Source organism: Cupriavidus basilensis OR16 (genome assembly GCF_000243095.1).
GTDB lineage: Bacteria > Pseudomonadota > Gammaproteobacteria > Burkholderiales > Burkholderiaceae > Cupriavidus > Cupriavidus basilensis_D.
The window spans coordinates 198,308-216,872 of record NZ_AHJE01000016.1; the positions used below are offsets into that span (position 1 = coordinate 198,308).

Genomic DNA, 18,565 nt, shown 5'->3' on the forward strand with positions numbered 1-18,565 from the left:
CCAGCCGCCACCGCCCTCCCAACCGCTGGTGCGCCTGCAGGTGGAGCCGCTCACCGTGGCCGCCTTCGCCCCGTTTGGCGATGTCATCGAAAGCGAGGGGCGCACGCCGATGGTGATCAACGGCGGCATGACGCTGCGTTACGACGATCTCGCCGGCGTCGATGTCGGCGCGCGGGGCGGCCGGGCGCTGATCAACTTCTTCGATGCGCAGCCCTATGCGCTGCCACTCGGCATCCGCACCATGGAGCGGCACCCGCTGGGCAGCCAGGCTTTCGTGCCCCTGGATGAGGCCGCCTTCCTCGTGGTCGTGGCACCGATCGGCGACGAGATCGACGAAGCGGCCATCCGCGTATTCGTCACCAACGGCCGGCAAGGCGTGAACTACAAGCGCGGCGTCTGGCATCACTCGCTGATCGTCACGCACGGCACGGCGCGCTTCCTGGTGGTGGATCGTGGTGGCGAAGGCCACAACTGCGACGTCACCGAACTGCGTGGCAATTACCAGGTAGCGGGGTAACGGCGCCGCCGCCGGCCGCGAGCGGGTTGCGGGACTGCACCGGCCGGGTTAGCGGGACGATCGTGGAGACGCGAGCATCCTTGCGTACGCCGGCAGGTCCAGGCACTGGTAGCCGGCGGCCGTCAGTGCTCGATCCTCTTCCGCGGAGAACGCCGGCGAAAACAACGCCTTGGTCAATGTCCAACCTTTCACCCGACGCCCTTCCTTGGTCGACATGAAGCGCTCGATGTGTCGCTCGAACTCGGCGAGCGAGGACCGGGAGTGCTTGCTTGCAGTGCGCTTGCAGGAGCCAAAGCGGATACGTCGCGTGTCTTCGTCGAGTGCGACGACATCGATCTCGATCGCGTTCTGCTCGTCCCGCGGCCGGTTCCAGTAGCCTAGTTCGATCGCGGTCAGCGAGAAATCGCCCACCCCCTTTCGCGAGCACTCGACGTGCAGTTGACGAACCAGCTTCTCGAAGGCGTATCCCTCGTGTCCGTTCAGCCGAGGGAGCGTCAGATCGATCGCCTTGGAGAGCGGGCGCATGCGGGAAGCGTCCCGCGCCGGCTTCACGACCCACAGCCATGCCTGCAGGAAGTTGTCGGTAATGTAGTAGCGGGCATTGCGGCTCTTGCTCTCGGAGAACACAGGGTGGCGCTTGTCGACCATGTGGTAGCTCTCGACCAGGCGCCTGACGGTGACCTTCAGCGACGCTTCGTCCTCATCTCGCAGCAGTGTGTCGACCAATTGCCCGTGGTTGGAGCCTGGACGCTCCGCAAGAAAAGCCAGGACCGAGAGAAGCCTTCCCTTCACCTCGCGAAGGAAGGACGTGTCCGCCTCCTCGGCAAGAGGGCTGCCTTCGCGCAGGAACATCCGTTCGAGCAAGGCTTCCTGAAACCCGGCGCCCACCTGAAACAGGCCTTGGTCATAGGCATCGCGGTAAAACTTGGGCACGCCTTCGAAGCAGCTCCAGAGCGTCAGCCAGTGGTGTGGGTCGCGGATGCCGTGCGCACGGTACACCTCGGTCAGGTCCTCGAAATCCCAATGCTGCAGATCGATAGCCGCGGTGAGCCGCCCAAAGAGCGGCGCGCCGTTGTCGTCGAGCAGAGCACTCATTTCCGACTGCAGGGAGCCGAGGACAAATAGCCCGCCCCCTTGCGTATCGCGCAGCCGGTCCACTTGCTCCTGCAGGAACGAGTTGAAGGCGTAGAGCCTTGCGTCCGTGAAGTACTGGAATTCGTCCAACACGACAATCAAGCCGCGGCGGCAGAGCTGGCCGATGGCGCCTGCCATCGAGGCAAAATCCGTGACCTGCGCGGCTAGTGCATTGGCGAACTGGGATTCGCAGTCTTCCAGCGCCCGGCGAAACCCGGCCGCTACATCCCGTTCGTCCGAATCCGGTATCTGCATGTAGACCATCCGGGCGAGCAAAGACGGCTCGCTCCTGGACAACTCACGCAAGAGGGTCGTCTTGCCGATGCGTCGCCTGCCTTGGATGCGACAGAAGAACCAGTTGGGGCTCCGGACGATCCGGTCCAGCGTCTCCAGCGTCCCCGTGCGCCCGTAGAATCCCCAGGAAGTCATGCAATTCCTTTTAGTTACACTGATGCATCTTATAGACACACCGGGCGCATGACTAGGCAGGAAGCCGGCTTCTGGTCAAAAACCCGCTGCCGTGGCCACGACGAATGTCCCCGGCAGCGCCGGAATTCGTCGTCCATATCTATAAGATGTATAAATGTATCTTAATCAACTACCTAAGCAATTCCTCAATCAATATCTCCATATAAGAGCCCTAAGAGACTCTTCTTGATTTAACGGAGGTCGATGACAGCTCCCCCGCAGGTTGCGGCTGACACGGATCATGCTGCCCGTGCCGTCGTGATCCTTGAGAATCGGGCTGCAGGAAAACGCGCAATCAGTCTCTTCCGAGACTGGATGGTGCTGGCCGCCTCGCAACGCCCTCAATCCACCGTAATCTGCCGCTTGCGAATCACGCCAGCCCAGCGCGCGCTGTCCTGCTGGATCGTGGCAGCCAGTTCCTGCGGCGTGCCGCCGCTGGTGTCCATGCCCAGCGTGGCCAGCTTCTCCTTGAGCGCCGGGTTCGCCAGCACTTCCTGCGCCTGGTGATTGATGCGGGCGATCACGTCCTTGGGCGTGCCTGCCGGCGCCATCAACGCATACCAGGACACGGCCTCGAACTTGGGGAAGCCCTGCTCGGCAATGGTCGGCACGCCTGGCATCGCCGCCAGGCGCCTCAGGCTGGCCACGCCAAGCGCGTGGAGCTTGCCCGCCTTGATGTACGGCAACGCCGACGAGACCTGCGCGAACATCATGGTCACCTGCCCCCCCACCAGGTCGGTGATTGCCGGGCTCACGCCCTTGTAGGGAATGTGGTTGAGCTTGACCTTGGCGTCCAGTTGCAGCAACTCGCCCGCCAGGTGCGCCTGGCTGCCGGCCCCGGGTGAGGCAAAGCTCAGCTCGCCGGGTTTTTGCGCCGCCAGCTTGAGCAGGTCGGCAAGGGTGCCGGCCGGCACGTTGGCGCCGACCACCAGCACGTTCTCCGCCGTGGCCAGCATCGTTACCGGCACCAGGTCTTGCGCCTTGTACGGCAGGCTGTGGAACAGCGAAGGGTTGACTGCGATGTTCCCCACCGGCACCACGGCCAGCGTATAGCCGTCCGGCGCGGCCTTGGCCGCCTGGTCCACGCCGATGGTGCCGGCCGCGCCCGCCTTGTTCTCCACCAACACGCTTTGGCCCCACGCCTTGGACAGGCCCTCGCCCACGACCCTGCCGAGCACGTCGGCGGGGCCGCCCGCCGGGAACGGCACGATCAGCCGCACGGGCTTGGATGGATAGGCCTGGGCGCTGGCCAGCATCGGCAAGCCGATGGCCAGCAATGTCATCAGGAAACGCTTCATCGACAATTCTCCACGTTGGTCGGACTATCAGAGCATCAAAGAACAGGTTTCGGGGCGCGATCAGGATCAGCGCCACGCGCAAGCCGCGCATGCTGCCGTGGCGGTCATGCGCGGCTCTCCTTGGCGCCGCGGGCGCCAGTCAGCGTAAAGCCGGCCTGGTCGGCCTCGCTGGCGTAGCAGGCCAGCACGTCATAGTCCTGCGCGCTGACTTGCGCAAAGCGCGCCAGCCGCAATTGCGCGAGCCAGCCCGTGCAGGCCGGGTCAAGATGCAGGTCCAGCAGCACGGCCCGCACGCGCACCACGGTATCGTCATCGGTCAGCGGCGAGGCCACCAGCGGCGGGATCGGGGAAGCCGGCGTCACCGCCACGGTGCGCACCTGCGCCATCAGCGCGGGCGCGTGCATGCGCAACAGGTCCAGCACATAGCTGTCCACCACGCCAACCTCCGCCTCGCCGCGGATGACCGCGTCGATCACCTGGCGCGGCGTGGGGGTTGGCGCCGCCGTTGGCCGGAATAGCGTGCCGGCGCTGGCCGCGGCCTTGGCCATCAGGTAGTGCCGCGGCGCGTTGTAGCCTGAGTTCGATTCCGGCAGCATGCAAGCCAGCCTGCCACCGAAGGCGGCCTCCAGCGTGGTGAACGCCGCATCGTCGCGCACGATGAACTCGGTGAAGTACGCCGGCCGGTCCGCATAGCGCGGCAGCGATGGCACCGGCGCCGCCAGCAGGCGATGACGGCTACCCGCGCTGACAAACGGAAACCCGCACATGAAGACGCAGCCGCAGTCAGGCCGCGCCCATAGCGCGCTGAGCGGCGCCGGCGCGGCATGCTCGACGTACGCCCACGCCACGCCGGCCCGCTCGCCCACGTAGGTGAGCAAGGCCCGCCACACCTGCCCGACCGGCGCGGCCACCGCATACATGCGCGCGTTGGCGATCATGCGTAGACGAGCCGCTGGCCCACGCCCATGCGCTCGGCCTTCTTCATGATGGCGTGGCCAAGCGCGATATCGCTCAACGACAAGCCACGGTGCCAGAACAGGTTGGTCTCGTCATCGCTCTGCCGGCCCGGCTTGCGGCCCGCGACGATTTCCCCAAGCTCGGCGTGCAGGGTCTGCTCGGACAGCTTGCCCACCTCCACATGCGCGCGCAGCGAGCCAAACATGCCGCCCTTGCACTGGGTCCAGTCGTCCACCACCAGCTTGCTCATGATGTCGGTCAGCGACAGCTCCACCGCGCTCATGGTCCCGTATGGCACCACGAACGCGCCCGGCTTGATCCACTCCGTCTTGAGCAGAGGCGTAGGCTTGTCCAGCCGCGATGCCTCGACCACGATGTCCGCGCCCCGCACGCACGACTCCCAATCCTGCGTGACGATGATCCTCTTGCCGAGATCCTTCTCCAGCCGCGCGGCGAAGGCATCGCGGCTCTCGGGGCGCCGCGAATGCACGCGGATCTCGTCGAAGTCGAAGATGCTGTCAAGCAGGCGCACGTTCCAGTACGACGTGCCGCGCGCGCCGATATGGCCAAGCACCTTGCTGTTGCGGCGTGCCAGGTGGCGCGCGCCCAGCGCGGTCACCGCGCCTGTGCGCGCATCGGTGATGAAGGTCGCGTCGATCATCGCCACCGGCATGCCGGTGCGCGGATCGAACAGGTTGAGCATGGCCATCTCCGACGGCAGGCCCAGCTTGTAGTTGTCGACGTAGTCGCCAACGATCTTCACGCCGGCCAGCCCGAGCGGCGCCACATAGCCGCGCAGCACATTGAAGTGGCCATTGAATGCCGGGTCCGGAATCAGGTGCACGCGCGGCTCGATCACCGTCTGGTTGTTGCCTTGCGCCAACAGGCCTTGTTCGACCGCGTCTAGGATTTCCTGGTCGGTCATCGCGAGCTTCGCGATGTCGCGGCCGTTGATGTAAGTCAGATGGATATCGCTCATGTGTTTTTCCTCGTCTCCTGCTGTGAACGTTGAGTCGACGCACCGGCATGCATCAGAATGCCCCCGCATCGTGCCGCGCATCCCCATCACGGTGCTCACGCCGCAGCGCCCTGCGCAGCCTTGGTGCACGTGATGAAGCGCGCTGTCAGAAGCCAGTGTAGGCACCAGCATATTTACTGTCATATGCTTATATGTCCGTACTATTTAACATCAGGTTAATGGATTGAAATCATGAAAATGAACCTCCGGCAGATCGAAGTGTTTCGCGCCGTGATGCTCACGGGCTCGATCAGCGGCGCATCCAAGCTCCTGTATGTGTCCCAGCCCGCCATCAGCCGGCTGATGTCGCACACCGAGCAGCGCCTGGGGCTGGAGTTGTTCCGCCGCGTGAAGGGACGCCTTTACCCGACACCGGAAGCGCGGCGGCTGCTGAACGAAGTCAATGCGGTGTATGAAGGGATCGAGCGTGTGAACGAGATCGCCGAAGACCTCGCCACCAACCGCACGGGCAGCCTGCGCATCTCATGCAGCCCCAACCTCGGCCAGACTGTGCTGCCCCAGGCAATCGCCTCGTTTCGCGCCGCGCATCCGGCGGTGCGCATCGTGGTGCGCACGCAGATACCGGGCAACATGCTGCGCGCGCTGCTCTCCGGGCAGGCCGAGCTGGCCGTGTCCAACATGCCGCTGGTGCATCCCAGCCTGGAGTCCCGGCTACTGGTGAAGAACCCGATGGTGGCGCTGGTGCCCGCGGGGCACCGCTTGAGCGGGCGCAGCTATGTGCGCCCGTCCGAGCTCGCCGGCGAGCCGCTGATCGGCTACGGCGCGGATGTGCCATTCGGTTTGCTGGTGCGGGAGATGTTTGGCAGCGGCTTCGATGACCTCGACATGCGGATCGAGGTGGAGCAGGCGCACGTGGCGCGCGCGCTGGCGCAGGCCGGGGCCGGCATCGCGCTGGTCGATGCCATGACGGTCTTCGGGCAAGCGTGGCCCAATGTCATGGCCATTCCGATCCGGACCAAGGTCAACGCCTCGGTCCAGATCTTCAATGTCCAGTCCGAGCCGTTGTCGCGGCTAGCGCTGGTGTTTGCGCAGGAGTTGATGGCGCGGATGAAGGCTTGAGGTATGGGGACAACCGTCTACCCTATCCCCCCGCTTACTTCTTCAACGGATGCGCCAGGAAGAACCGCACCATCTCCGCGCTGGCGTCTGGCCCGCTCGCATCGGTGTACGTGCCGCGCGCACTGCCGCCCGCCCAGGCGTGCGGTGCGCCATGAATCAGCCAGTGCTCCGCCTCGACGCCACTCGCCGACCTCAACCGGCGGCAAGTGACGGTGCGTCCGTTCTGCTTGCTGATGCGCGGGCTGTCGCCGGAGGTGGTGTCCTTGAAATCCCGCAGCAACCGCTCAGCGTTGGAGACGTGGACTGTTGCGTCCGCATCGCCGTGGAACACGATCAGCGGGCGCACCGGCGCGGTGTTCCCGGCCGGCATCTTCGCGCCCATCTTGCCGCCTTTCATCGCAGCAAGCGCCGACGGCAAGTCATGCGCGCTGCCATACGGCAAGCCGGAGTGAACGCCGGCGGCTGCATACAACTCCGGATAGGTATGGACCATCACGGCGGCCATGGCGCCACCGGCCGACAAGCCGGCCACGTACACGCGATCGGGATCGACCGGGTGGTTGGCCATGACTTCCCGCGTAATGCCTGCGATCAGCGCTGGCTCGCCCAGCTCGCGCTGCTGGTCGCCCGGCTTGAACCAGCTCCAGCACCTGGACGGGTTGGCCGTCGCGGGCTGGATGGGATACGCGACCAGGAAGCCATGCTGCTCGGCGAGTGCGTTCATCCGGGTGCCCGCCGCGAAATCGTCAGCGTCCTGGGTGCAGCCGTGCAGCATCACCACCAGCGCAAGCCGCTTGCCTTCGAAGCCGCTGGGCACATAGAGCTTGTAGGCGCGCTGGCCAGCGTGGCCGGTATAGCGCCTGGCGGCGAAGTGGCCGGCGTCGTGCGCTTCGGCCTGCGGCGGCGGTTGCAGGTCTTGCGTGGGCTGTGCGCGGGCATCCCGCGCTTTGCGCGGCAGCAATGCCTCAACCACTTGCGCGGGCTGGAATCCGGCAACGCAGCCTGCGCCGTTGCCACGCAGCGCGCGTTGAATCGCCTCGGTGGCCTCCATCGGCCCCGCGGTGCGCAGCAACGCCATGGCTTCCTGCATGGAGGCCAGGAATTCTTCATTCATTTTCATCATGGTGTCCTTCGGTGTGCCTTCGGCAACGTGCTCCTTGGCCGCCGCCCGGCTCAGCGGATACGGCCGGCCAGCGCGGCCTTGACCGCGGCGGAGGCATGGAACGCGCCCAGCACCACGATTGACTGGATCGTGGCGAGGGCGAGTTCGGGCGTGACATCGGATGCGATGCTGGCGAGTCCCAGCACATGGATATCCAGGCGCTGGCGGGCGGCTTGCGCCGCCTCCAGGTCCTGGCGGGAGAAATGCTGCAGGCCGAGCACCAGCGCGCGCCGTGTCACGGTCTCGCTGACAGCCTGCGCGTGGATCGCAAGCTGGTTGCGGATCGCGGTACGGATCAGGTCGGTGCGGTTCGAGTAAAAACCCTCCTCGACCAGCAGGTCGATCTGGCCGAGATCCACGGGGCCGAGATTGATCGTGATCTTCTCGGTTTCGCCGCCTTTAGGGCGGGACGGGGGCGTAAGTGCCCCTTGCTGCTCGCTCATGATTACTTACCATCCGTATAACATCCAACTGGATGGTTATAGGATGGCACGCGAGGCAGGTCAAGCGGATTGGACAGTTTGTTACATGCGAGTTCAGGCGTTTCCCGGCGCCATATGAAATATTTCAGGCGCATGGGGAGAAAGTGCGGTTCCAGCCTATGCTTGACGCTCGGCGAGCCCTACAGGACCGATATGCCCAGCCTTTTCCCCGACACACGCAGCAGCATCCCCGCACTCCCGCTCGCCATCGCCACCTGCGCCGCCTTGCTACTGGCCGCCTGCGCGCCGGACTCGGTGCGCAACTTCGAGGCAAAGGGCTTCGACGCCTACCTGGACAGCGTGCAGCGCGGCTGCCCGAACATGAGGATCGGGAACAACAACATCAGCGATTGGCTGCGCACCGACGGCGGCCGGAACGACAGCGACTACGTCTACTGGCTCGACCAGACCTCACGGCTCTACTACAAGCGCATCACCCCGGCGCAGTATCGCGACTCGGTTGTTGGCGCGCTAGGGCAAGGCAAGTCGGACACGCGCGCGGTGGATTGCATCATCGGCAAGCTACCGGCGCAGCGCCCTACCAGCCCGGCCGGGGATAAGCGGCCGTAGAAGCTGTTGGGGTTAGCGAGCGCGCCGCGGCTCGCGGGCCGGCGAGGCACGAGGTGCCTCGCACCCTGCCATCCCGCATGAAGAGAACCAAAAGCCAGCATTTGACATGCATATTGAGCACGTTGCAGTTTCATCCATGCAACATGCCCACTTGATTTCAAGCACAATACGAATCTAATATCCTGCGAGATGGATAACTATTAGAAATTCGGGCAGGCTCTAGCCTGTCTCCATGACATCTGCATTTGCATTGGTACGGGGAGTTGCGGCATGAACGTGGTGCTCGTCGAAAGCCATCCATTGATCCGGATCGCAATGCTCAAGCTGTTGGAGGGTATTGCAGGTATCGCCCATGTCCTTGCCATCGACCCCGGGGAAATCCCCGCGCACCGGCATGCCGGTGGTGACATTGACCCCGACCTTGACCTCGACCCCGACCCCGACCCCGACCTTGAAACTGACGTTGATCTGATCATCTTCGGCATGCCCGGCGATGCCGACACTGGCTGGGAATGGCTCGGCAAGGCGCGCAGGCTATGGTCCGCGCCGCGCCTGCTGCTGCTCTGCGATGCCGTACCCCTGCAGATGCCGCAAAGCGGGATCACGGGAGGTGTCGGCGGCTGCCTGCCGAAATCGGCCTCGCTTGACGTCCTCAGGACGGCAATCCGGCGTATCGCCAACGGTCAATCGGAGAATGCCGGCGCAAGCCAGCTTTCGCTCTTCCCCGCCTTGCCCGTGGCGGCGCAGGCACCGCAACGCACCGCCGGGAGCGAACGGGTTGCGCATGAGGCAGCACTGCTGGGACTGACGCAACGCCAGTATGACGTGCTGGCATTGCTTTCCCGAGGGAATGCGATCAAGACCGTAGGCCGTTTGCTGAATATTTCAGTGCCTGCTGTCAAAACGCATGCTCGCGCCATGTACAGGCATCTCCAGGTGACTGGCAGGGAGGAGGCCGCCTACAAGGCACGGCAACAGGGCATCAGCCTGGCATGGCCGGTTGGCGGTGTGCCGCCGTTGAAGCTGGCCGGCCACCGCCCCCCCGTAATCCGGCAGATGGAATTGATCTGACTGGAATTGACTGGCCGGCTCATCGCCTGGTCACGCCAGGCTGATCCACGTCGTCTTCAGATCCGTGTACTTGTCCAGCGCATGCAAGGACTTGTCACGGCCCGAACCCGATTGTTTCACGCCACCAAATGGCACCGTCACGTCGCTGTCCATATAACAGTTGACCCACACCAGCCCCGCCTGCAGCTTGCGCGAAACGCGGTGCGCGCGCGACAGGTTGGAGGTCCAGAGTCCCGAGCCTAGCCCGTAAGGCGAGTCGTTGCATGGCCGAAGATCTCCTCACGCACGATGGTGAGTGACTGCGTCGGGCATTCGAAGATGGTCGGCTGCATGTAGAAGCCGCCGCTGTCCGTGTGCGCGCGCTTGCCACCGGCGCGCAGGCGGGCGCCTTCGTCCTCGCCGCTCTTCACATACGACATCACCCGCTGCAGTTGCGCGCCGTCGACGATGGCCCCCATGGCGGTGGCGGGGTCCAGCGGATCGCCCGGTTGCATGCGCGCGGCGTGCGCTTCCAGCTTCTCCATGAACGCATCGTAGATGCCGCTTTGCACATAGAGGCGCGAGCCGGCGATGCAGATCTCGCCCTGGTTGCTGAAGATGCCGATGGCAGCGGCTTGCGCGGCGCGGTCCAGGTCTGGGCAATCGTCGAAGACGATGTGCGGCGACTTGCCGCCGCACTCGAGCCAGACGCGCTTGAGGTTGGACTGGCCGGAATACTCCATGAAACGCTTGCCGGTGGCGGTCGACCCGGTAAAGGCGATGCAGTCCACATCAGGATGGCGGCCCAGTGCCTGCCCGGCAGTGGCGCCAAGGCCCGGCACGACATTGAAGACCCCCGCCGGCATGCCGGCTTGTTCGGCGAGCGCCGCCAGCCGCAGCGCGGTGAGCGGGGATTGTTCCGCGGGCTTGAGCACCACGCTGTTGCCGGCGGCCAGCGCGGGCGCTACCTTCCAGCTAGCCATCAGCAGCGGGTAGTTCCAGGGCACGACCGCCGCCACCACGCCCAACGGCTCGCGCGTGATGGTGGCCAGCACGTTGGGGCCGGTCGGCGCGATCTCGTCGTAGATCTTGTCGATGGCTTCGGCGTACCAGGCGAAGGTGCGGGCGGCTTCGGGGATGTCGTATTGCAGGGTCTCGGCAATGGGCTTGCCCATGTCGAGCGTTTCCAGCAGCGCGAGCTCATCCCGGTGCGTGTCGATCAGTTGCGACAGCTTGAGCAGTGTCGCCTTCCTGGCGCTGCGCGGCAGGTCCGACCAGACGCCGGACTGAAACGCCTTGCGCGCCGCGGCGACCGCGCGGTTGACGTCCTGCGCGCCGCAGGCCGCAACGCTGGCGAGCGTCTTGCCGGTGGCGGGGTTGATGCTCTCGAAGGTCGCGCCGTCGGCGGCGTCAGCCCAACGGCCGTCGATATAGGCTTGCGAACGGATCGATAGCGTCGCGGCCTGTTTTTGCCAATAGGCGAGATCTCTCAAATCGCTCATCAAAGGATCCTGGCATTGATTGGGTTTGGGCATGCTCAGGCGTTCGCCTGTGCCACCATGGCGCCGAGCAGCACGTTGGCCCCGGCTTCCAGGTGCTCCGGCTTGGCGTCTTCGATCTCGTTGTGGCTGATGCCGTCCTTGCATGGCACGAAGATCATCGCGGTGGGCGCGATGCCGGCGATATAGACAGCGTCGTGGCCAGCGCCCGTGACGATGTCCTGGTGGCTGTAGCCCCGCGCGGCCGCTTGCTGGCGCACGCGGCTGATCAGCTCCGGCGCGAACGGCGTGGGCGCGAAGTACTGCACGTCTTCCACCGCCACATCCAGCGCCGCGCCGGTGGTGGTGCCATCCGCGACAGCCGCGCAGGCCGCGCGAAAGCGTGCATCCATCTCGGCCAGCCGCGCCGGGTCGAGGTGGCGCAGGTCGACGGTGAACTTCACCGCCCCGGGGATGACGTTGCGCGACGACGGATGCACATTGACCACGCCCACCGTGCCGCGCCCGTGCGGCGCGAAGTCGTTGGCGATGCGGATCACCGCCTGCATCAGGAAGCTGGCGCCATAGAGCGCGTCCTTGCGCAGCGGCATCGGCGTGGGGCCGGCGTGCGCCTCCATGCCGGTCACGGTGACGTCGTACCAGCGCAGGCCCAGCGATCCGGTCACGACACCGATCACGTTGTCCTCGGCCTCGAGCACCGGCCCCTGTTCGATGTGGGCCTCGAAGTAGGCGCCAACCTTGTGGCCAACCTCCGCGCCGCCGGCATAGCCGATGGCGGCCAGTTCATCCGCCACGCGCTTGCCCGCCACGTCGGTGGCCGACAGCGCGGTCTCCAGCGCAAAGACGCCGGCGAACACGCCGGAGCCCATCATCACCGGGACAAAGCGGGAGCCCTCTTCATTGGTCCAGATGGCCACCTCGAGCGGGGCCTCGGTGGTGATGCCGTGGTCGTCCAGGGTCCGCATGACTTCCAGGCCCGCCAGCACGCCGTAGCAGCCGTCGAACTTGCCGCCAGTGGGCTGGGTGTCGATATGGCTGCCCGTCATGACCGGGGCCAGCGCGTTGTTGCGCCCTGCCCGGCGGGCAAAGATATTGCCGACCTTGTCGACCGTCACGCTCAGTCCGGCTTCGCGCATCCAGCCGGTCACCAGGTCGCGCCCCTGCCCGTCCAGCGCCGTCAGTGCCAGGCGCGCATTGCCGCCCTTGGGCGTGGCGCCGATGGCGGCCAGGTCCATCAGCGAGCGCCACAGGCGCTCGCCATTGATTGCCAGCGTGTTCATATGCTTTCTCCTTGCGCCGTCATGGCCATTACCTGGCGTGCGCGCGGCCGGGCAAACGCGTCCGCGCGGATCTGCGACAGGGTCATGCCTGGCGCGATGCCGTCGGCGTCGTAGCGCAGCTCCAGCAAGGCTGGCAGTTGCTCGCTGTTGGCAAACGCCAGCGCGCGCGCGAAGGCGGGGCCGAACTCGGCGTCGCTGGAAACCACTTCGCCATAGCCGCGATAGGCGCGGATCAGTTCGCTGAACTCCGGATTATCAAAGCCGAGGGCCACGGTGCGGCCCGGGAACTCGCGCTCCTGGTGCGCGCGGATGGTGCCCCAGATGCCGTTGTTGAACACCAGCACCACGATGCCGACCCGGTACTGCATGGCCACGCCGAGCTCTTGCAGGTTCATCTGGAAGCAGCCATCGCCCGCATAGCAGACCACGGTGCGACCGGGATCCTCGAGCTTGGCGGCGATGGCTGCCGGCAGGCCGTAACCCATCGATCCCACGGTCGGCGCCAGGCTGGTGCCGACGCCCTTGAAGCGGTAGTAGGCATGCGGGTACAGCGCGTAGTTGCCTGCACCAACGGTGATGCAGGTGTCCTCCGGCACGTTGTCGCGGACGTGGCAGGCGGCCACGTTGAGGTTGAGCGCGCCCGGCGCGGCCTTGGGTTCCTGCTCGCACAGATAGGCCTGATGGGATTCGTGGCCGGCATTGCGCGCGCCCTGCGCGGCCGATGGCGAGAGCTGGCTCACCGCGGCGGCGAACGAGACGACATCGGCGGCGATGGGCAACGTGGGATGAAACACGCGGCCAAGCTCGATGGCGTCAGGGTACACATGGACCAGGCGCTGCTTGGGCAGCGGGCTTTCCACCACCGTGTAGCCCTCGCTCGTGGCCTCGCCCATGCGCGTGCCGACAGCGATCAGCAGGTCGCTTTCCCGTACGCGCTTGCGCAGCGATTCGGGCATGGCCCAACCCACGTGCCCGGCAAAGTTGGGATGATGATTGTCGAAGCACTCCAGCCGGCGCCAGGCCACCCCGACCGGCAACGCAAAGCGCTCGGCAAACCCTTCCATCTGGCGCGAGGCCTCCGGCGTCCAGCCCGATCCGCCAACCAGCAGGAATGGGCGCTCGGCCTGCTCGATCAGCTCGGCCAGCGACGCCATGGCGCCAGGCGTCGGCGCGCTGTAGGCACGCCGGTAGCGCGGCACGTCGGCCACCGCTGCCTTGCCCCACAACGTGTCTTCCGGCAGCGCCAGCACGACCGGGCCGGGCCGTCCGCTGGTGGCCACCGCGAAGGCGCGCGCGATGAATTCGGGAATGCGGTCCGTGCGGTCGATCTGCGCCACCCATTTGGTCATCTGGCCAAACATGCGGCGATAGTCGACCTCCTGGAACGCCTCACGCTCATAGAAGTCGTTGCCGACCTGGCCGACGAACAGGATCATCGGGGTCGAATCCTGGTAGGCGGTGTGCACGGCGATGCTGGCATTGGTGGCACCGGGGCCGCGCGTGACGAAGCAGATGCCGGGCTCGCCGGTCAGCTTGCCTTGCGCCTCCGCCATATAGCCCGCCCCGCTTTCCTGCCGGCAAACGATGGGCTGGATCTTGTCCTGATGGTCGTACAGCGCATCGATGCAAGGCAGGTAGCTCTCGCCCGGCACCAGGAAGACGCGTTTCACGCCCTGGATAATCAGCTGGTCGATCAGGATCTGGCCACCGTTGCGCTCGGGGCGCGCCGGCGATGCTTGCGGCTTGGTCATGGTAGTGAATTCCGTTGTGCGTTTCGCCGCCGCTTCAGCTTTGGCGCGGCGATGCTGCGATTTCTTCAATGCGATGCCTGTCGGCGTGCCGTGCGGCGATTACTGCAGCAGCGCGGCTTGCAGGATGTCCAGCCCTTCGGCCATCACGGCGTCCTGAATGGTCAGCGGGAACAGGAAGCGCACCACATTGCCGTACACGCCGCAGGAGAGCAGCAGCAGGCCGCGCTCCAGCGCGCGGTCTTGCACCTGCCGGGTGAATTCGGGATTGGGGCTGCCGTCGGCCTTGCGGAACTCCACGGCAATCATGGCGCCCACGCCGCGGACCTCGCCGATCTCCGGCACGCGGGACTTCAGTCCATCGAGCTTGTCCTGCAGCCGCTGGCCGAGGGCCGCGCCGCGCTCGATCAGCCCCTCGTCTTCCAGCACGTCCAGCACCGCCAGCGCCGAGGCCACCGCCAGCGGGTTGCCGGCGTAAGTGCCGCCCAGCCCGCCGGGAGCCGGCGCGTCCATGATCTCGGCGCGGCCGCACACCGCCGACAAGGGCATGCCGCCGGCCAGGCTCTTGGCCATGGTGGTCAGGTCCGGCGTGACGTCATAGTGCTCCATGGCGAAGAGCTTGCCGGTGCGGCCAAAGCCGGTCTGCACTTCATCGGCGACCAGCAGGATGCCGTGCTCGTCGCAGATGCCGCGCAGCGCGCGCACGAACTCGGCGGGTGCTACGTTGAAGCCGCCCTCGCCCTGGACCGGTTCGAAGATGATGGCCGCGACCCGCTTCGGGTCCACATCTGCCTTGAACAACTGGTGCAGCGCGTTGATCGAGTCCTGCACGCTCACGCCATGCAGGCCGTACGGGTACGGCGCGTGGAACACGTCGCCTGGGAACGGGCCAAACCCCACCTTGTAGGGCACGACCTTGCCAGTCAGCGCCATGCCCATCATGGTGCGGCCATGGAAGCCGCCGGAGAAGGCAATGACGCCGGGGCGCCCGGTAGCGGCACGGGCGATCTTGATGGCGTTCTCGACGGCTTCGGCGCCGGTGGTGAAAAACGCGGTCTTCTTGGCGAACGCGCCCGGCGCGCGGGCGTTGATCTTCTCGGCCAGCTCGATATAGCTGGCGTAGGGAACGATCTGGTAGGCGGTGTGCGTGAAGCGCTCCATCTGCGCCTGCATGGCCTGCACCAGGCGCGGGTGGCGGTGGCCGGTATTGAGCACGGCGATGCCAGCCGCGAAGTCGATGTAGCGGTTGCCCTCAACGTCCCACAGCTCCGAGTTCTCGGCGCGCTCAGCATAGAAGTTGCACATCACACCAACGCCACGGGGCGTGGCGGCATCTTTGCGGCGTACCAGGTCTGCGTTCTTCATTACATGCTCCATTGCATGGGTGTCTTGCTGTCTTGTTTGAATCCGGGCGGTCGGCGCCGCGCGGGGCCGGCCGGGAAATCGGGGGGAAAGCGCTTCGGGTCAGACCAGTTCGACCCTCCGGATGGCGTTTAAGCCGCTTTTTGTGCCGCCAGCGTTGCAACCCAACCAGTGGCCGGACCAATTCTATGGGCTTCGCAGGAAAATTGCCAAATCTTTTGATATTTTGATTGGGTGGTCCGTCCAATTGAGGGCGATTGCATCATGTCGCGCCCTGGATGCGCATTGCGATGTGCAGAAAAGACGACTGAAACGCCCCGAGCGCAGGGCCGGCTTGCCGCCAATCCGAGGGCATATTGGCCGGACCACTCCCGCCGGCACCCCGGAAGACCGGGAGAAACCCACCCCGCCCCTTGAACAGACACCGGGTTTTGCTGTATTGATCTGACCACCAGTCAATTTGCAGCGGCCTTGCCCTCATGTCCCTACTTCAAGCGGTTTCAGCGCAGCGCCTTTACCGGCTGATCGCCGACCAGATTGCCAAGAAAATCAGCGCAGGCGAGTTCGCCCCCGGCGAGCGCCTGCCCGCGGAGCGCGAGTTGGCAGAGCAACTCAACGTCGCGCGCTCGACGTTGCGCGAAGCATTGATCGCGCTCGAGATCGGCGGCTATATCGAAGTGCGCGTCGGCAGCGGCGTATTCGTGCTCGACCCCAAGGAAAACGGGCAGGCGGCCGCCAACGGTGCCGAGCCCGATCCGGCTGCCGGAATCGATGCCCGCCTGGGCGCGGCCCTGGAAGCCAGTCCGTTCGAGCTGATCGAGACGCGCACGCTGTTCGAGCCGGAGTGCGCGGCGCTGGCGGCGCAGCAAGGCACCCCGGAGCAGATTGCCGCCATCGAAGAGGCGCACCGGAAAATGAACCCCGATCAGTCGCCGGAGGCTGGCGACTTCGAGCATGACCGGGCCCTCCACCAGGCGATCGCCGATGCTTGCGGCAATGCGGCGCTGGCATCGGTGGTCACGCACGTATGGGATTTGTGCGAGGCCAGCCCCTTGTATAAGCGGCTCGACAAGCATTTCGTCGACGCGTCTGCCTGGCGCGCGGCAGTTGGCGAGCACGACCGCATCGTCCGCGCGATTGTGGCCCGGGACCCCATCCGGGCGCGCCACGCCATGTCGTTCCACCTGCTGGCAATCGTGTCGCGCTTGTCGGAAGACATCGCCGAATAGGCAAGGCAGGCAAGGCAGGCAAAACGGGCCAGGCAGGCCGGACCGGCCTGCGCCTGGCCTGGGCAATCCGGGCCCGGTTGCACATCACTGGTGCAAACCCAGCCCCGCCACGGCTCACCCAGCCGTTCCCGTTCGCACCAATCCCACGCTTTGAGCCCGAACAAAGTGATAATTAATCACTTTTATGCTGGCACGTGGCTTGCGTTTATGAAACCAAAGCCCTGAAATACGCCTCAACAGGCCGGACCACCCGCCCACCAGACCTAGAACAACTACCAATTACGCACAACATCCTCGTCGTCTACGCTATATTGGTCTGACCACCAGAACACCAAGCAAGCAAAGCATCACCCTGACCCAACGCGGGCCCAAGCCTGCCCGCATGACTGGAAAGCCCCATGAACCCCGACCACGCCCCCAACCACCAGCCCGAAGCCGGGCAACCGCCGCGCAGCATGAAGAAGATCGCCGTGGCCAGCGTCATCGGCACCACGGTCGAGTGGTATGACCTGTTTATCTTCGCCACGGCGTCCGCCCTGGTCTTCAACAAGGTCTTCTTCCCGGCCTTCGACCCGCTCACCGGCACGCTGCTCGCCTTCGGCACCTTCGCCTCGGCCTACGTCGCCCGCATCCTCGGCGCCGCGCTGTTCGGGCATTTCGGCGACAAGGTCGGGCGCAAGTCCATGCTGCTGATCTCGCTCATCATGATGGGCTCGGCCACCTTCGCCATCGGCCTGTTGCCGGACTATCGCTCGATCGGCATCTGGGCACCTATCCTGCTGCTCACCTTGCGCGTGATACAGGGGCTGGCCCTGGGCGGCGAGTGGGGCGGCGCGGTGCTGATGGCGGTGGAACACGCGCCGGCCGACAAGCGCGGCCTGTACGGATCGTGGGTGCAGATCGGCGTTCCGGCCGGCACGCTGATCGCCAACCTGGCGTTCCTGCTCTGCAATGCGGTGCTCTCCAATGAGGCGCTGCTGTCCCATGTACATCCGCCTGAACACGTCGGAAACGCCGTCGTTCACCAAGGTCAAGGCCACCGCGGCGCAGGTCAAGGTTCCGCTGATAGAAGTGCTGACGAAATCGTGGAAGCAGGTCTTGCTGGGCGGCATCGCAACGATGTCCACCGGCACCGCCTTCAACCTGATCGTAGCGTTCGGGCTCACCTATGGCACGCAGACGCTCGGTTTCTCCCGCAACCAGATGCTCTCGATCGCGCTGATCTCGTGCGCGCTGTGCGTCGTGCTGCTGCCGCTGTTTGGCCTGCTGTCCGACAAGGTGGGCCGCAAGCCTGTGATCATCGGCGGCATCATCGCCGAGGCACTGCTCGCCTTCCCGCTGTTCTGGCTGCTGGACACCAAGGTGTTCTCGTTCGCCCTGCTCGGCTACCTGCTGATGATGAGCGCCTTCGCGGCCAACTACGGCCCGATCGCCACGTTCCTGGCGGAGCTGTTCGGCACCAAGGTGCGTTACTCGGGCCTGTCGATCAGCTACATGCTGTCCGGGCTGCTGGGGAGCGCCGCCACGCCGATCATCACCACCGCGCTGCTGTCCGCCACGGGCCGCGGCTCTTCCGTTGCCTGGTACATGATCGGCTCCGCGCTGATTTCCGCCGCCGCGCTGTTGCTGCTGGCGGAGACGCTCAGGAAGAATGCCCCGGCGGCAGCGCCGGCCCCCGGGGTGGATGCCAATGCCTCGCTGTCCTGAGCAC

At 65.5% G+C, this 18,565-nt stretch carries 15 protein-coding genes and 2 pseudogenes; 7 read left to right on the plus strand and 10 right to left on the minus strand.

The window, feature by feature from the left end; translation table 11 throughout:
• The first annotated feature begins 25 nt into the window (after positions 1-25).
• Positions 26-517, plus strand: coding sequence for an ureidoglycolate lyase (locus tag OR16_RS06535; RefSeq protein WP_237716967.1), 492 nt, complete (start codon positions 26-28; stop codon positions 515-517).
• 48 nt (positions 518-565) lie between these two features.
• Here the strand turns inward: OR16_RS06535 and OR16_RS06540 are convergent, their stop codons facing one another.
• The 4 genes from OR16_RS06540 to OR16_RS06555 all read right to left on the minus strand — a co-directional run bounded on the left by OR16_RS06540 (position 566) and on the right by OR16_RS06555 (position 5,353).
• Positions 566-2,080 (minus strand): ATP-binding protein, encoded by a 1,515-nt coding sequence (locus OR16_RS06540; protein ID WP_006157173.1) that lies wholly within the window; start codon positions 2,078-2,080, stop codon positions 566-568.
• A gap of 380 nt (positions 2,081-2,460) precedes the next feature.
• The gene (locus tag OR16_RS06545) at positions 2,461-3,417 is read right to left on the minus strand and encodes a Bug family tripartite tricarboxylate transporter substrate binding protein (RefSeq protein WP_006157174.1); all 957 of its coding nucleotides are present in this window, start codon (positions 3,415-3,417) and stop codon (positions 2,461-2,463) included.
• Between the two features lie 104 nt (positions 3,418-3,521).
• On the minus strand, positions 3,522-4,355 hold the full coding sequence (locus OR16_RS06550) for a phosphate/phosphite/phosphonate ABC transporter substrate-binding protein (RefSeq protein WP_006157175.1): 834 nt from the start codon (positions 4,353-4,355) through the stop codon (positions 3,522-3,524).
• Positions 4,352-5,353, minus strand: coding sequence for an ornithine cyclodeaminase family protein (locus OR16_RS06555; RefSeq protein WP_006157176.1), 1,002 nt, complete (start codon positions 5,351-5,353; stop codon positions 4,352-4,354). The genes OR16_RS06550 and OR16_RS06555 overlap by 4 nt, the downstream gene beginning before the upstream one ends.
• A 231-nt stretch (positions 5,354-5,584) precedes the next feature.
• Between OR16_RS06555 and OR16_RS06560 the strand changes: the two genes are divergently transcribed.
• On the plus strand, positions 5,585-6,472 hold the full coding sequence (locus OR16_RS06560) for a LysR family transcriptional regulator (RefSeq protein WP_043418681.1): 888 nt from the start codon (positions 5,585-5,587) through the stop codon (positions 6,470-6,472).
• Positions 6,473-6,506: 34 nt separating this feature from the next.
• Here OR16_RS06560 and OR16_RS06565 read toward each other — a convergent pair whose 3' ends face one another.
• Both OR16_RS06565 and OR16_RS06570 read right to left on the minus strand, forming a co-directional pair.
• Positions 6,507-7,592: an alpha/beta hydrolase family esterase gene (locus OR16_RS06565; protein ID WP_006157178.1), complete on the minus strand. Its 1,086-nt coding sequence runs from the start codon at positions 7,590-7,592 to the stop codon at positions 6,507-6,509.
• A gap of 53 nt (positions 7,593-7,645) precedes the next feature.
• Positions 7,646-8,077, minus strand: a complete 432-nt coding sequence (locus tag OR16_RS06570; protein ID WP_006157179.1) for a hypothetical protein — start codon at positions 8,075-8,077, stop codon at positions 7,646-7,648.
• A gap of 192 nt (positions 8,078-8,269) precedes the next feature.
• Here OR16_RS06570 and OR16_RS06575 point away from each other — a divergent pair, with 192 nt between their 5' ends.
• Together OR16_RS06575 and OR16_RS06580 are read left to right on the plus strand one after the other, a co-directional pair.
• Positions 8,270-8,686, plus strand: coding sequence for a hypothetical protein (locus tag OR16_RS06575; RefSeq protein ID WP_237716958.1), 417 nt, complete (start codon positions 8,270-8,272; stop codon positions 8,684-8,686).
• Between the two features lie 270 nt (positions 8,687-8,956).
• Positions 8,957-9,757 carry a response regulator transcription factor gene (locus OR16_RS06580; RefSeq protein ID WP_006157181.1) on the plus strand — a complete coding sequence of 267 codons (801 nt, stop codon included), beginning with the start codon at positions 8,957-8,959 and terminating at the stop codon, positions 9,755-9,757.
• Positions 9,758-9,787: 30 nt separating this feature from the next.
• On the opposite strand, the pseudogene OR16_RS06585 reads toward OR16_RS06580, so the two are convergent.
• From OR16_RS06585 to gabT, 4 genes and pseudogenes are all read right to left on the minus strand, one after another.
• Positions 9,788-11,238, minus strand: a pseudogene (locus OR16_RS06585) (aldehyde dehydrogenase).
• Positions 11,239-11,273: 35 nt separating this feature from the next.
• A complete protein-coding gene (locus tag OR16_RS06590) occupies positions 11,274-12,515 on the minus strand; it encodes a Zn-dependent hydrolase (protein ID WP_006157184.1) in 1,242 nt (413 codons plus the stop codon).
• Complete coding sequence (locus OR16_RS06595) at positions 12,512-14,266, minus strand: thiamine pyrophosphate-binding protein (RefSeq protein ID WP_006157185.1); 1,755 nt, start codon at positions 14,264-14,266, stop codon at positions 12,512-12,514. Before OR16_RS06595 ends, OR16_RS06590 begins: the two co-directional genes overlap by 4 nt.
• Before the next feature lie 99 nt (positions 14,267-14,365).
• Positions 14,366-15,628 carry a 4-aminobutyrate--2-oxoglutarate transaminase gene (gabT, locus tag OR16_RS06600; protein WP_006157186.1) on the minus strand — a complete coding sequence of 421 codons (1,263 nt, stop codon included), beginning with the start codon at positions 15,626-15,628 and terminating at the stop codon, positions 14,366-14,368.
• Positions 15,629-16,104: 476 nt separating this feature from the next.
• Between gabT and OR16_RS06605 the strand changes: the two genes are divergently transcribed.
• The 3 genes and pseudogenes from OR16_RS06605 (at position 16,105) to OR16_RS45425 (ending at position 18,561) form a co-directional block, all read left to right on the plus strand.
• The gene (locus OR16_RS06605; RefSeq protein ID WP_006157187.1) at positions 16,105-16,854 is read left to right on the plus strand and encodes a FadR/GntR family transcriptional regulator; all 750 of its coding nucleotides are present in this window, start codon (positions 16,105-16,107) and stop codon (positions 16,852-16,854) included.
• Between the two features lie 455 nt (positions 16,855-17,309).
• A pseudogene (locus OR16_RS45420) lies at positions 17,310-17,747 on the plus strand (MFS transporter); the annotation flags it as partial.
• A 91-nt stretch (positions 17,748-17,838) separates the two neighbouring features.
• A complete protein-coding gene (locus tag OR16_RS45425) occupies positions 17,839-18,561 on the plus strand; it encodes an MFS transporter (protein ID WP_237716959.1) in 723 nt (240 codons plus the stop codon).
• Positions 18,562-18,565: the final 4 nt, after the last annotated feature.

Bases quoted from the DNA above. Each gene is read 5' to 3' on its own strand.
- OR16_RS06595 (WP_006157185.1), bottom strand. From the start codon at position 14,266: ATGACCAAGCCGCAAGCATCGCCGGCGCGCCCCGAGCGCAACGGTGGC.
- OR16_RS06545 (WP_006157174.1), bottom strand. From the start codon at position 3,417: ATGAAGCGTTTCCTGATGACATTGCTGGCCATCGGCTTGCCGATGCTG.
- OR16_RS06580 (WP_006157181.1), top strand. From the start codon at position 8,957: ATGAACGTGGTGCTCGTCGAAAGCCATCCATTGATCCGGATCGCAATG.
- OR16_RS06570 (WP_006157179.1), bottom strand. From the start codon at position 8,077: ATGAGCGAGCAGCAAGGGGCACTTACGCCCCCGTCCCGCCCTAAAGGC.
- OR16_RS06565 (WP_006157178.1), bottom strand. From the start codon at position 7,592: ATGAAAATGAATGAAGAATTCCTGGCCTCCATGCAGGAAGCCATGGCG.
- OR16_RS06560 (WP_043418681.1), top strand. From the start codon at position 5,585: ATGAAAATGAACCTCCGGCAGATCGAAGTGTTTCGCGCCGTGATGCTC.
- gabT (WP_006157186.1), bottom strand. From the start codon at position 15,628: ATGAAGAACGCAGACCTGGTACGCCGCAAAGATGCCGCCACGCCCCGT.
- OR16_RS06590 (WP_006157184.1), bottom strand. From the start codon at position 12,515: ATGAACACGCTGGCAATCAATGGCGAGCGCCTGTGGCGCTCGCTGATG.
- OR16_RS06555 (WP_006157176.1), bottom strand. From the start codon at position 5,353: ATGAGCGATATCCATCTGACTTACATCAACGGCCGCGACATCGCGAAG.
- OR16_RS06575 (WP_237716958.1), top strand. From the start codon at position 8,270: ATGCCCAGCCTTTTCCCCGACACACGCAGCAGCATCCCCGCACTCCCG.
- OR16_RS45425 (WP_237716959.1), top strand. From the start codon at position 17,839: ATGTACATCCGCCTGAACACGTCGGAAACGCCGTCGTTCACCAAGGTC.
- OR16_RS06550 (WP_006157175.1), bottom strand. From the start codon at position 4,355: ATGATCGCCAACGCGCGCATGTATGCGGTGGCCGCGCCGGTCGGGCAG.
- OR16_RS06605 (WP_006157187.1), top strand. From the start codon at position 16,105: ATGTCCCTACTTCAAGCGGTTTCAGCGCAGCGCCTTTACCGGCTGATC.
- OR16_RS06540 (WP_006157173.1), bottom strand. From the start codon at position 2,080: ATGACTTCCTGGGGATTCTACGGGCGCACGGGGACGCTGGAGACGCTG.